Here is a 13663-nt window from a genome sequence, read left to right as displayed (position 1 = left end):
CACTTTGTCATTTAGCTGAAGACGCTGATTCACGCTGCATCACCAGACTGAGCGCTGCGGGCAACACCGTCAGCGTCATCAGCGTTCCCACCAGCAACCCACCAATGATGGCGTAGGCCATCGGCCCCCAAAATACCTGATGAGAAATTGGAATCATGCCTAAAATCGCGGCGCAGGCGGTGAGAATAATCGGGCGGGCACGATGCTCTGCCGCTTTGCTTAACGCATCGTTGCGTGACATGCCAACGCGCAGATTGCTATCGGCTTCCATGATCAGGATTACCGCGTTGCGGATGATCATGCCAGCTAACGCAATCATCCCGAGCAGAGCGACAAATCCCATCGGCGTACCGCTGGGCAGCATCGCCAGAACAATGCCGGGAAGCCCAAAGGGCGCCATCGCCAAAGCCAGCAACATGCGCGATATTCGTTGCAGCTGCACCATCAGCAGAATCAGCATGACAAACAACGTCACCGGCAATACGGCAAACACCGAACCGTTACCTTTATCGGATTCGGCAACCGTGCCCTCTTCATCAAGCGTGTAACCCGGCGCTAATCCGGCGCGCAGCTGCTGAACAGCCGTACTGAGCTGCGCGGATGTGGCTTCCGCCTGCATGCCTGCCGCTACATCCGTTTGTACCACCACATAGGGAAAACCCTGTCGACGCCACATCACCGGATCCTGCAATCCCCACTGCAGCGTCGCCACCTGGCCGATGGCGATTTTTGTGCCTGCTGCGGTGGTCAGTTTGAGCGCAGCGAGGCTACTCAAATCCAGCCGGTCAGCATCGTCGGCGCGCAACACCACATCAACCAGCCGATTATGATCTCTCACGGTCGTCACGCTTTGACCGGACCACACGCGGTTCAGCAGCTGCGCGATATCCTGTGAAGAGACGCCAGCCGCACGGGCTGCAGTCTGGTTCACCACAAAAGTGATGACGCGTTCCGGCTCGCCCGCCGTCATGTTTACACTGCGCGTCGCGCGTGATTGCCCGAGGATGCCGGCCAGCTTTTCTGCATACTGTTTCACCACATCGTAATGCGGCCCGCTGATGCGATAGCGTATCGGCCAACCGACCGGTGGCCCCAGTTCCAGCGGCGATACGCGCGTCACCACATCGCTGAATTCACCTGCCAGCAGACGGTCGAGTTCGGCTTTGAGCCGATCTCTCGCCGTCAGATTTTTGGCCACCACCACCAACTGTGCAATGTTTTCATCATCGTTGAGCACGTCCATCGGCAGATAAAAACGCACGGCGCCGCTGCCGCTGTAGGAGGTGAAGTGGTCAATATTCGCGTTGCCGCTGAGTTTCGCTTCGAGCTGTTCCACCACACTTAGCGTGCGCGCCTGCGATGCGTTCGCGGGCAGCGTGAGGCTGACCAGCAGCTCCGGGCGATCGGAGGCGGGGAAAAACTCGCCCTGCATATGGCTCATGCCCCAGATGGCGACCATCAACGAAGCACCCGCCAGACCGAGCGTGAAACTTCGATGGCGCAGGACCTGTGAAATCAGATGGCGATAAAAACGCAGCAATAAACCGGGTTTAGCGTGCGATTTAACTGGCCTCGATGACAGGATCCAACTGCCGGTCAACGGAGAGAACAGCACCGCGACAACCCAGGAACTGAGCAGCGAGATCAGTACCACTACAAACAGCGAGTAGCAATATTCTCCCGCGCCGGATGCGGCGAAGCCGACGGGAATGAAACCGGCAATCATCACCAGCGTGCCGGTGAGCATCGGAAATGCGGTAGTTTCAAAGGCCACCGTGGCGGCGCGCCAGCGGGAATCACCGGCTTCCAGTCGGGCGACCATGGTTTCCACCGCGATCATCGCGTCATCAACCAACAAGCCCAGCGCAATGATCAGCGCGCCAAGGGAAATACGTTGCAGCCCAATGCCCGCCAGCATCATGCCGGTAAACGTCATCGCCAGCACTAATGGAATTGCCGCTGCCACCACTAAACCGGCGCGCAGTCCAAGCGACACGAAAGAGACGGCTAGCACGATAACGATAGCTTCACCGAGCACCCGCACAAATCCACTGACCGCATTGCTGACCACCCGCGACTGATCGGCCACTTTTGTAACCTCAATGCCGTGCGGCAATTGGCGGGCAATTTGCGACATCTTAGCCGTTAACGCGTTACCAAAGTCCAGCATATTGCCGGTCGGTGCCATGGAGATCGCCAGCCCAATCGCGGGCTTACCGTTGACGCGATAAAGCGGCGTTGGCGGTTCGGCAGGCACACGCGACAGCGTGACGATATCGGTCAGGGGAATGTAACGATCGTTGAGATGCAGCGTCACGTCGCGCAGGCTTTGTTCCGAGTTGAAGGCACCGCTGACGCGCAGCGCGATGTTATCGCTGTCGGTGCGAATGACGCCGGCGGGTGATAAGGCATTCTGTGCCTGCAAGGCATCGGTGATCTGTTGCAGGCTCAGGCCCATACCCGCGAGTTTGCGCGGTGAAAAGCTGGCAACAATCTGCTCCTCCTGCACACCGAGCAACGCAATTTTGCCGATATCCGGCACGCTCATCAGCCGATCGCGAATCGATTCGACGCGATCGCGCAATTCACGTGCACTGAATCCTTCAGCGGTAAAACCGTAAATCGTGCCAAAGGTATCATCAAAATCGTCATTGACCGCCGGGCCCGCAACGCCCGCAGGCAGCGTGCTGCTGACATCCTGCATTCTCTTGCGCACCTGATACCAGATGTCCTGCACTTTGGCGGGCGGCGTGCTATCGCGCAGATTCACAAAGATAACGGTTTTGCCGGGATGCGTTTCGCTCTGCACGTAATCCAGATAGGGCACTTCCTGCAGCTTTTTCTCCAGCGGCTCAGTCAGCAGTTGCACCGTATCGTTGAGATCGGCGCCGGGCCACTGCGCGGAGACCACGGCGGTTTTAATGGTAAAGGCGGGATCTTCATTGCGCGGCAGCGCCTGATAGCTGAGCATGCCAGCGCCAAGGATCATCAGCATCAGAAAAGCCATCAGCTGTTGATGAGTTAGCGCCCAGGCGGAAAGGTTGAATTTAGCGCGAGCTGAATGTTCACTCATGGGTGCTCATCTCCCAGCGAAACCGCTTCGCCATCGCGCAATGTGCTCACGCCTGCCGTGACCACGCTTTCGCCCGCCGTGAGACCACTCGCGATATAGACTTCGCTGGCGGTGAAGCGGGAAATCACCACTATGCGGCGCGCTACCTTGCCGCGCTGCGCATCCAGCACAAACACCGCCGGTTTGCCTGCCAAGCGGGTTAGAACGGATGCAGGAAGGATGAAGGTGCGCGGATCGCTTTCTGGCAGCGCAACGCTGACGCTTGCGCCCAGCAGCATCGCTGGCGGCGGGTCGTCCAACGTTAATCGAACCCGCCAGGTGCGCGTCTGTGGATCAGCCTGCGGGCTGATATCGCGCAGATGCGCCTGTGCGATAATCGCCGGTGAAGCGAGCAGGGATACATAAAAGGCGTCGCCAGGGAGCGAGGAAAATGCCGCCGGGAAAGGTACATCCATCACCACATCTCGCTGTGTACCGCTTGCCAGCGACATCACCGTTTGACCGGCGCTAACTACCTGTCCGGCAGATGCGCTGACGGCGGTGATCACACCGCTGAAAGGGGCCGTTAGCTGCGTCCAGCGCAGATTTTCTTTCGCGTTGTTAAGTGCGGCTTCGCTTCTCTGCAGACGCGCAGCGGCGGATTGCCAATCGGATTGCGCGCTGTCTAACTGCGCCCGCGCAATCGCACCGGAAGGCATCAACTGTTTCATGCGATGCAGATTCAGCGCCGCGACGCGTTCCGTTGCCCGTGCGCTGTCGGTGTCAGCCATCGCACTCTGTAACGCGTTTTGGGTCGTGCTGCTTTCTAACGTGGCCAGCACCTGGCCCGCGTTGACGTGGTCGCCCACTTCGGCAGATCGCGCCAGAATCCGCCCATCCAACCTGAAACCCAGCGATGTTTCATCGTGCGCATGAATATCACCGGTCATCTGCACCTGCCGCCCTTGCGTGGCAGGCTTCACGGTGATCAATTTTACCGGTCTTGGAGGCGCGGGTGGTAAGGGATCGCGTGGCCCGCAGGCAGTCAGCGACAAGGCGATGACCACCATGCAGGGCAACAATGGCAGCAACGCGATCAGGCGTTGTGCACCAATAAGATGATCGGCGGCCTGTTTGACCAGGCCGGTGAAAGAGTCTGTCATGGCGCCTCTCCGTACAAGGATTTGGCGCCATTAAAACGGCTTACTGTCGAGATTCTTTGTACGGCGAGTCAAGATCCTGTCAAGAGCGCGACAACGGCTCCGCACTGACGTTAGGCAAAAAAATTGCCAGGCTAAGGCCACCCTCTTTGGGGAGTTTGGCGCTAATACTGCCGCCGTGCGCCACGCAGATGGCACGGGCGATCGACAGGCCAAGTCCGCTGCCGCCGGAGTGTCGCGCGCGTGAGGATTCGCCGCGCGTGAAGCGTTCGAACATCTCTGGCAGAAACGCCGGTGTGACGCCGGGGCCATCATCCCTGAATTCAATACTGCAGCCTCCCGGTACCGCCCGTGCGATAATCTGCAACTGGCCCGCAGGTTTGCCATAGCGCAAGGCGTTTTCAATCAACACGCTAAAAACCTGACCCAACCGGAAGGGATCGGCGCGGCAGGTGAGCGTGCTGTCTGCTACCACGCTGATGATCATGCCGCTGGCTTCGGCTTGCGGTCGCACCCAGGCCACGCGCTCGCGTGCCAGTTCTCCCGGATTGATCACATGCAGATCCAGCTTGAGTTGTCCGGCGTCGGCCAGTGACAGCAGGTGGAGCTCATCAATGAGTCGGCTCATGTGACGCAACTGTTTCATGACCATTTCCAGCTGCTGCGGTTCAGGCTGAAACACACCATCCAGCAGACCTTGCATTCGACCAATGGCGGCCGTCAGCGGCGAGCGTAGTTCGTGTGCCAGCGCCACGTGCGAGGCGCGCAGCTCACGATCGTAGAGCGCCAGTTGCTGGCTCATGCGATTAAAGTCGTGCGCGAAGTGCAGCAGCTCCGCCGGGGCGCTTTTTACCATGGTGGCGGATGAGCCAAACTGCCCTTCGGATACCCGATCAGCGGTTTTTTTCAGGTGGCTGAATTGCAGCGCCAGCGGACGGGCGTAGCGCAGAACGGTGAAAGCAACAAACGGCGTAATGATGAAAATCAGGATGATCACCATCAGCCAGTCAGCGGCACCGACCGAAGGATCCGAGTAGCGCACACCCCAGCGTTCATCAACGATCTCGTGGAAGCGCGGCAGATTAGATTGCGGATGCGCGCGCAGCGTCAGAAATTCCTGGCGCATGTCCGGCGGCATATGGTGGATGATCCACAGGTTTTGCAGCGCAAAGCGCAGGAACATAATCCCGGCGACGGCAATAACCGTGACGATGGCCAGCGTCAAAATACGCACGCAGATCCAGCGCCACAGCGTTTGAGGAGGTGACTTTTTCATGGCTGTCTGAACCTGTAACCCACGCCGCGCACGTTGAGTAATATCTCTGACAACCCGGCGTTTTCGAGCTTCTTACGCAGGTTGTAGACGTGGGTATCGATCACCCTTTCCAGCGCCTCGCTTTCAGGCATACAGGTTTCGATCAGATATTGACGGCTAAGCGCGCGCACTGGCGCTCGCATCAGCGTCACCAACAGAGAAAATTCGGTTGGCGTGAGGTCAATGCGGATTGGATGCTGCTCTGGCTGCACGACAACGGCGGTCATCGCCGCAGTATTAACCTCCAGCGCTTGCCAGCGCAGCACTTCATCCTCGGCAACTGCCGCACGGCTGCGGCGCAGCACGGCCTGCACGCGCGCAACCACTTCACCCGGATGATAGGGTTTCACCACGTAGTCATCCGCGCCCAAGCGCAGCGCGCCGATTCTGTCGGGCGTGTCCGTCATCGCGGTAATCATAATCACTGGCGTGTCAGCGCGGCGTCGCACGGCAGCCAGCACCTCGGTGCCGTTCATGCCGGGTAACATGATGTCGAGCAGAATGAGATCGGGTTTCCACTTCTCTACGCGCTCAAGTCCGCTGAGCCCATTGCCGGCAATCTCCACGGCGTATCCTTCGCGCAGCAGATAGGCTTCCAGCACGTCTGCCGCGTCTGCATCATCCTCAATAACCAATACTCGTCTGTTGTTCATGGCTCACCTTGACAGTTTCTTCATAAATCCCTGGCACTTAATTGACATTGCTTCGGGATACTCCGACCTGTGACGCAACGCCCGGGCAAGGGGCTAAAAACAGATGGGTAACTGAGGTGACACGATGATAACCAGAAAAAAGGCGCTGTACAGTGGCTGTTTGTTACTGGTCAGTTTCAGTGCCAGCACGCGCGCCGATGACAGCGCAGCGCAGGATGGCGTGATGATGGGCGTGGGCGCGCAGACCACGCCGAAATACAGCGGCGCAGATAAGCAACGCTGGCAGGTGGTGCCGATGGTGCAGGCCCGAAAGGGCGCATTTTTCATCGATTCGCAAAAGGGTGTTGGCTACGATTTGCAAAGTGACAGCGCCCTATATCTGGAGCAGACATTGGGGTATGGCCTGGGCAGGGCGGACAAGGATTCCAACTGGCGCGATGGTTCTGACAAGCTGCGTGGCATGGGCACAATCAATGCCACGCTCAACACCGGAATTGCTGCCGGTTGGGCGATCTCGCCGTGGTTAATTTTTGAAGCGAAAGCCGTGCTGCCGCTGACAGCCAGCCAGGGCGTAAATTATCGCACTTCGGTTACGTTGATTCCGCTACAAAGCCAGGAGGATAACCTTTCCTTGCAGACCTCCGCGCTGTTTGGAGATGCGCGCTACATGCAAACCTGGTACGGCGTCAACGCGCGTCAAAGCGACAAAAGTGGCTATACGATTTACTCACCTGCAGCAGGATTTTATGGGGTAGAAACCGACCTGACATGGAGTCATCAGTTTACGCAGCAATGGGGCGGCGCACTGAGCACGGGTTACACGTGGCTGGACGATCACGCGGCGGACAGTCCCATTGTATTCAGGCAGAACCAACTGACCGCAACAGCGGCGGTGACGTATACATTCTAGGGACTCTACGCGTTGAATCCTGGCAAAAGCGTACTGACATTGCTGATGGTTATTAGCGTTTGCGCTATGGTGCATCTGGCTGTCTATCTTATCTACATCGCTTAAGAAAGTGTTTAGACGAAAAGCGACACGCACTGTAGCGGCACATTAATTTGTCTATTTATCCAGGTGCGCATGAATGCGCACCCTACAAAAACCTCGCCAAAAAACGGTAGGGTCGCCATTTATGGCGACCAATAAACCACCTTCACTCCGCATTATTCACTGCGCATATGTACGCATCAGGAACAGATCATAACGCTTATCCCATGAGCTTTTGTTTATGGCTTAGTGATTGATTGTGCATATGTTCATCGTCAGCTGGCAATGCTGAGATGACGATCACACCTTGAACGCTGAAAACTACTTAGCAGGCTTATTGTGATGGTGCTCACAATGAGCAGGCGAAAAATAAGCGATAAAATATAACAAATGAACAACAAGCGTTCATTTGAGCAAGGTGCAGCCTACAACCTCTGACCTAAACCCAAAAGGTTCATCCATGAAAAAACGATACAGTACGAAAGTACTGGCGCTTTTCTGCGCCCTGTCATTTCTGATGTATGTCGATCGCGTAAACCTTTCAACTGCGGCGGGGCTGATAAAGCAGGATCTTGGCCTCAATAACACCGATCTGGGCCTGATTTTTTCTGCCTTCGCTTACACCTACTTAGTGTTTCAGATTATCGGTGGCTGGTTTGTTGACCGCTTCGGCGCACGCAAAACCATTATCATCTGCGGCAGTATCTGGGTGGTCGCGACCATCTGTACCGGTTTTGCTGGTGGTTTCGCTTCGCTGTTCCTGTCACGCATGCTGCTTGGCGTAGGCGAAGGGGCGGCATTGCCGTCACAAGCACGCGCCATGACATTCTGGTTCTCCAGCGAGAAGCGTGGCTTTGTACAAGGTATCACCCACTCATTTTCACGCTTTGGTAATGCTGTTACGCCATCGCTGGTGGCGCTGTTAGTACTGATGCACTCCTGGCGCTTCTCATTTATCGCATTGGGCGTTATCACCGCCGTATGGCTCGGTTTCTGGATTGCAGGCTTCCGCGATAACCCGCATCACATTGCCGATATGAGTGAAGAAGAACGCAAGATTTTGCCAAAACTTGACGCCTACATGACGGACAAAGTGAAAGCCCCCACGCCATGGAAAGCGCTGCTCAAACGTATTGGACCAACCATGGGCGTCTATTTTTGCTACGGCTGGACCGGCTGGCTGTTCTTCACCTGGCTTCCGACTTTCTTTATGAACGGTCGCGGCATGGACCTGAAATCGTCCGCACTCTTCACCTCAGCAGTGTTTCTCTCGGGTGTGGTGGGGAATACCGTCGGCGGCATCGTGAGTGACAAAATCCTGAAACGCACCGGCAATGTAGTGGCGGCGCGACGTAACGTCATTATCTTTAGCTTTCTGAGCGCCGGTTTGCTGCTTATTCCGGTGATCAGCTCCACCAACATGACGGTCATTACCGCCTGTCTCGGTCTGGCTTTCTTCTGCCTGGAACTGACCATTGGGCCTATCTGGGCAGTGCCAATGGAGATCACGCCTAAGTTCGTTGGCGTCGCCAGTGGCCTGGTGAATTCCGGCTCAGCGGTGGCGGGCATCATTTCGCCGATTCTGTTTGGCATCATCATTGATAGAACCGGCAACTGGAGCTTGCCATTTTATGGCTCGGTTGTGCTGCTGATGGTCGGCATCGTGCTTACCTTCTTTATGCGCCCGGACATTCCGTTGTCTGAAGACTCCCCTTCTCGCGGTGAAGTACAGCCCGCAAATAATGCTTATCACTGAGGAAATCCTGATGAAAAAACCTTCTGTTGCACTGGTGCTGGGCGATCCAGCAGGTATTGGTCCAGAGCTGGTGGCCAAAGTTTTGTCGCAGCCGGCGCTACGTGAGTTGGCTAACGTGATTATCATTGCCGACCGCCAGGAGCTGGAAAAAGGCATGACTATTGCCGGTCAGCGTTTCGACTATGACGAAATCGCTGATACCGCAAATATCAGGTTCACGTCAGGTAAACCGTTGCTGCTCAATCATGACTGGTCTTCACGCACGCCTTTTGATTATGGCAATGCAAGCGAGCAGAGCGGCGTGTATATCCTGGAAACGCTGGCGCGTGCGGTCGAATTGACCCAGCAGGGCATTACGCAAGGCGTCTGTTTTGCGCCGCTGAATAAGCAAGCGATGCATATGGGAGGGCTGCAGCATCGCGATGAATTGCACTGGTTCGCCGAACTGCTGAAGTGGGATAGTTTCTGCTGTGAGGTGAATGTGGTGGATGACCTCTGGGCTGGACGCGCCACTTCGCATATTCCCTTCCGCGATATTGTGAAGAACCTCAGCGTTGGAGGCGTAGTCGATACCATTGCGCTGATGGATCGCACGCTGCGTCAGGCGGGCATCGCTAAGCCGAAAATTGCCGTGCAGGCCCTGAATCCACATGGTGGTGAGAATGGTCTGTTTGGTGATGAGGAACAAACCATCATTAAACCGGCGATGGCAAAAGCCAAAGATCAAGGTATTGATGTCTATGGCCCTTATCCAGCCGATACCACCTACAAAGCCGTAGAGACACAGCATCTGGATGCTGTGGTTTCGATGTACCACGATCAGTTCGCCACCGCGTTAAAAATGCTTGGCTTCGAACGCGGTATTACCGTACAGGGCGGGCTGCCGATTCCGATTGCGACCGCCAATCACGGCACCGCATACAACTTATATGGGCAAAATCTTGCAACGCCATCGGCGTTTGAGAACGCTTTCCGCTTGCTGGTGCGTATGGCAGCCGGCGCGATTTGATTCACAGTAATCGTTCGATGTCCGATTATCAGGAGAATCTTCGCTATGCCAAATTCGCTTAAACTCGGTGTTAACACCTCGATTTTCGATGGGCACGACATGGATGTCGCCTTCGGAATAATTAGCCGGTTAGGCTATGAGTACGTTGAGGTCGCTTATAACCAAGGTTATGTCGGTGACCTGGATGACAGCCTGTTTAGCCCGGCCAATGCGCAACGCATACGGACACTGCTGGATAAGCATCAGCTGAAAACGTTAGCGCTCGGTTGCACCTTTAATCTGGCGCGACCCGAAGCGGTTGCGTATCTGCAAACACGCATCGGTTTTGCTCAGGCGATAGGCGTTAAGCTGCTCAACGCCTGTACGGCAAAGCGTGAGGATTATGCGGCGCTGGTGAGTAATTTACGTCAGATCGCGCCATATCTTGAGCATGCTGGTTGTTGTTTACTGATCGAGAATGGCGGCGACCATAATTATGATGCTTTTGCGCTGGCAGCCGAGGGTGAAGAGTTGCTGCGAGAGGTGGGCAGTGCAGCTGTAGCGTTTAATGGCGATGCCGGCAATATGGTGTCGTTGCGACCTCAGGCGGATGCGATACAACAAATAATGCAACTGTTGCCGCAGATGCGTCATTGCCACATTAAAGATGTGTATAAACAGGGCGCAGAGTTTCACTTTCCGCCTATCGGACAGGGCATCTTAGATTATCAGCCGCTCATCAAGTCACTGGCTGCGCAAGATATTCCTTGTACGCTGGAAATTCCACTGCGTATGCATCGACTGGCTGACAGCACGCCGGTACGCAGTGATACGCCAGTGGGACTGGAACGAATTGTTGAAGTGCTGAGGGAGAGTAAAAAGTATATCGATGGATTGCAGAGCGACTTCGGTTGAAGCAAGTGCATCAGGTCATTACAAACGCCCGCTATGGCGAAAATCCACTATAGCGGGCGGCTTCAGGCAGAAAAGTTATTTCTTAGGAACTTCAGAGATCTCTTTTACGTCACTTTTATTGATTTGCTGCTTAACACCATTGGCATCGACGTAACCCAGCAGGCCGGTTTCGGCATCCTGTGGTTTGCCATCGGTCACGATGGTACGTCCATCATTGGTGTGGATGGCGTACGAGGTCCGTGTACAGCCGGTCAGAGCAGACAGGGCAATAAGCGCAGTAACAGAAAGCAAAATTGATTTTTTCATTAGTCTCTCCAGGCTAGTTAAAGGATATTAATTATCCAGTTCGCTCATGTTGGTAATCTTGTCGCGATTGATCTGCTCAGTTTTACCGCTTTGCGCATCCTTGTAAGAAACAAGGCCTGTGTCGCTGTCGATTTGCGGCTTACCCGACGTCACGATAGTGCGTCCGTCGGTGGTTTTAATCGCCTGATTAGAAGAGCAAGCGGTTAATGTCATTGCCATAATAGTGCCAAGAAATGCCGTTGCCAGTACTGTTTTATTCATCATGATGAGTTCCTTTCAGTGGAATACGTTTAACTACCTTCAAAGCGTAGAACATTTTCCCGAAACTTCCAGAAACCTGGCGCATCTGCGCTGTTTAACCTGACTCAAACGGCGGTTCATGCCGCGCGATCAGCGAATCTCATTCACATACATAAAGTGTTCGGTGCTAAAGCGGTGGTGCGCCAGAATCACCGGAAGGGCACTTTGATCAAACGACACTTCATCAATCACCATCACGGCGTACGGCAAACTCAATTCCAGCAACGCCGCATCCTCTTCATTCGCCAGCGCGGCGGTGATTTGCTCGCGCACCGCAGCGACGCGCAGATCGTAGCGTTCAAACAGATAGCGATAGAGCAGCGGCGGCAACTGATCGGCGGGAGGAAAATCGACCAACCGCGCCGACGGCAACACCAGCGTTTCATGCATCGCGGCGATGCCCTTCACACGACGCACACGCTTCAGGCGGATCACCTTATCACCCTGAGCAATTTGCAGTTTCTCTGCCTCGTCGGCGCTGGCATGACTGAGCTGATAATCGAGTAAACGGGTATCGGATTGCAGCAATCCGCCGGTTTTATCGTGCAGCCGGAAATACTGGAAAAAATGGCTGAGGTTGTGCAGCGGCGCCCAGCCGGTCACCACGGTGCCGGTTTTGCGACGGCGCATCAGCATGCCTTCCGTGGTCAGCGCGGCCAGTGCTTTTCGCACCGTGCCAACCGACACACCAAACTTCGCCGCCAGGCTATTTTCACTCGGCAAAATCGTGCCTGCGGGCAGTTCGCCTTGCAGGATCGATTCGCTGATATGGCGCTTGACCACTTCATAGAGCGGCGCACCTTCACCTTCGCTGAGCCTGGCGAAAGGTTGAGCATCGTTCGCGTCATAGTTTTTTTGCATGTTTCCGATTACCGATTGACCGCCGTGGTTGAATTGCATTATCTATAAACTATATAGAAATACAACAGACGATAATCCTATGATGAAAAATTCACGCTTTAACAGTGCATTAGCGATGATTGCTAATGACGGCGCGCAAATGACCGATGACCTCAAACAGATGCTTGAGGTCGATACCTGCTTCCCGCCGGGCAACGGTTATGGCGCTTTTGCTGACGTGATGACGCATCTGTTGCAGTCGCTGGATTTCCGCTTTGCGCGCGTCTCGGTGCCGGAACATTTGTGGCAGGCCCCGGACGGCAGCGCGTACGGTGAACGCGTTAATCTGCTGGCATCCCTTGATGCCGGTGCGGCTGAAAACTGCAATCTCTATTTCCATACCGATACCGTGCCCGCCGGTGATGGCTGGCGTTTTCCGGCGCTGACGCTGACTGCAGCGGAAGGCAAGCTGTTTGGGCGCGGCGCGGCAGACATGAAAGGCACCATTGTTGCGGCGATGGCGGCGGTACGCGCGGCGCAGGCGGCGGCGATTCCGCTGCGATTTAACCCGGTGTTTCTACTGTGTAGCGATGAAGAGGGCGGCTTGTATCCGGGTATCCGCTACCTGGCGGAACAACAGCTTTTCTCCGGTCATCTGCTCAGCTTCAACGGCGGGGCGGTGCCGCGCATCTGGGCCGGCTGCTTTGGCAGCATCGATCTCAAAGTGATTATCACCGGACGTTCGGCGCACTCCGGCGATCCGGTTAACGGCATCAATGCTATCGAAACGGCGCTGCCGCTGATGAACGCGCTTTACCAGCTGAAGCTCGAGGTGGAACAACGCACCTCGGCGATGCCTTCTCCGCCGCATTATCAGGGCAAACCGCTGACGTCACTGTTAACGCTGGCTGCCGCGCAGGGCGGCAGCAAAGGCTCGACCATCCCGGAACGTTTTGAGCTGCTGATTAATCGCCGTTACGCGCCGGAGGAGCGCTTTGACGCGGTGTGGCAAGAGCTGACGCACTGCGTGGAAAACGCGATGCGCGACAGCCCCGCGCTCGACGTCATGCTGCAAATGATTGGTCATCTGGCGCCAGTCGCTAATCCTGACGGCACGCACTGGCCGCGCTGGCAGGCGGCGCTGAGCCAGGGATTTGGTTTCCAACCCAGCGAGTTCAAACCCTGGGGATCGTCCACCAGTTCCGATATGGGCTGGGTCCAGCAAGCCGGGATTCAGGAGATTTTACTCGGCGGCCTCGCCCGTCCCGACAATCGCATTCATGCCGCCGATGAGTACACCACGCTGGCAGATTTGATCGCACTTTCGCAGTCCATTCTGGCGTATCTCGCCGATGATTTTCAGCCAACCCAGGGTAATTAACTATTT

12 protein-coding genes are annotated in these 13663 nt (G+C 55.7%); 5 read left to right on the top strand and 7 right to left on the bottom strand.

Going from position 1 to position 13663, the window contains the following annotated elements; all coding sequences use genetic code 11:
- Positions 1-7: 7 nt before the first annotated feature.
- From NQH49_RS22510 to NQH49_RS22495, 4 genes are all read right to left on the bottom strand, one after another.
- On the bottom strand, positions 8-3073 hold the full coding sequence (locus tag NQH49_RS22510; RefSeq protein ID WP_256698951.1) for an efflux RND transporter permease subunit: 3066 nt from the start codon (positions 3071-3073) through the stop codon (positions 8-10).
- On the bottom strand, positions 3070-4215 hold the full coding sequence (locus NQH49_RS22505; RefSeq protein ID WP_256698950.1) for an efflux RND transporter periplasmic adaptor subunit: 1146 nt from the start codon (positions 4213-4215) through the stop codon (positions 3070-3072). The genes NQH49_RS22510 and NQH49_RS22505 overlap by 4 nt, the downstream gene beginning before the upstream one ends.
- 79 nt (positions 4216-4294) lie before the next feature.
- Positions 4295-5488 carry a sensor histidine kinase gene (locus NQH49_RS22500; protein ID WP_256698948.1) on the bottom strand — a complete coding sequence of 398 codons (1194 nt, stop codon included), beginning with the start codon at positions 5486-5488 and terminating at the stop codon, positions 4295-4297.
- Entirely contained in the window at positions 5485-6180 is a 696-nt protein-coding gene (locus NQH49_RS22495) for a response regulator transcription factor (protein ID WP_256698946.1), read from the bottom strand. The genes NQH49_RS22500 and NQH49_RS22495 overlap by 4 nt, the downstream gene beginning before the upstream one ends.
- 124 nt (positions 6181-6304) lie before the next feature.
- On the opposite strand from NQH49_RS22495, the gene NQH49_RS22490 reads away from it, so the two are divergent.
- The 4 genes from NQH49_RS22490 to NQH49_RS22475 all read left to right on the top strand — a co-directional run bounded on the left by NQH49_RS22490 (position 6305) and on the right by NQH49_RS22475 (position 10830).
- Positions 6305-7090: a MipA/OmpV family protein gene (locus tag NQH49_RS22490; protein WP_256698945.1), complete on the top strand. Its 786-nt coding sequence runs from the start codon at positions 6305-6307 to the stop codon at positions 7088-7090.
- Positions 7091-7631: 541 nt separating this feature from the next.
- Positions 7632-8927 (top strand): MFS transporter, encoded by a 1296-nt coding sequence (locus tag NQH49_RS22485; RefSeq protein WP_256698944.1) that lies wholly within the window; start codon positions 7632-7634, stop codon positions 8925-8927.
- 10 nt (positions 8928-8937) lie between these two features.
- Positions 8938-9936, top strand: a complete 999-nt coding sequence (locus NQH49_RS22480) for a 4-hydroxythreonine-4-phosphate dehydrogenase PdxA (protein WP_256698943.1) — start codon at positions 8938-8940, stop codon at positions 9934-9936.
- Positions 9937-9981: 45 nt separating this feature from the next.
- Entirely contained in the window at positions 9982-10830 is an 849-nt protein-coding gene (locus NQH49_RS22475; protein ID WP_256698942.1) for a sugar phosphate isomerase/epimerase family protein, read from the top strand.
- 75 nt (positions 10831-10905) lie between these two features.
- Here the strand turns inward: NQH49_RS22475 and NQH49_RS22470 are convergent, their stop codons facing one another.
- The 3 genes from NQH49_RS22470 to NQH49_RS22460 all read right to left on the bottom strand — a co-directional run bounded on the left by NQH49_RS22470 (position 10906) and on the right by NQH49_RS22460 (position 12297).
- Positions 10906-11136 (bottom strand): YgdI/YgdR family lipoprotein, encoded by a 231-nt coding sequence (locus tag NQH49_RS22470; RefSeq protein WP_179452518.1) that lies wholly within the window; start codon positions 11134-11136, stop codon positions 10906-10908.
- A 27-nt stretch (positions 11137-11163) separates the two neighbouring features.
- Positions 11164-11397: a YgdI/YgdR family lipoprotein gene (locus NQH49_RS22465; RefSeq protein WP_256699154.1), complete on the bottom strand. Its 234-nt coding sequence runs from the start codon at positions 11395-11397 to the stop codon at positions 11164-11166.
- A gap of 129 nt (positions 11398-11526) precedes the next feature.
- A complete protein-coding gene (locus NQH49_RS22460) occupies positions 11527-12297 on the bottom strand; it encodes a GntR family transcriptional regulator (RefSeq protein WP_256698941.1) in 771 nt (256 codons plus the stop codon).
- A gap of 79 nt (positions 12298-12376) precedes the next feature.
- Between NQH49_RS22460 and NQH49_RS22455 the strand changes: the two genes are divergently transcribed.
- Complete coding sequence (locus NQH49_RS22455) at positions 12377-13657, top strand: M20 family metallopeptidase (RefSeq protein WP_256698939.1); 1281 nt, start codon at positions 12377-12379, stop codon at positions 13655-13657.
- Positions 13658-13663 lie beyond the last annotated feature (6 nt).

The organism is Pantoea trifolii (genome assembly GCF_024506435.1).
Taxonomy (GTDB): Bacteria; Pseudomonadota; Gammaproteobacteria; order Enterobacterales; family Enterobacteriaceae; genus Pantoea; species Pantoea trifolii.
The sequence above is the reverse complement of the archived record's forward strand: the minus strand, read 5'-3'. Positions and strand labels throughout refer to the sequence as shown.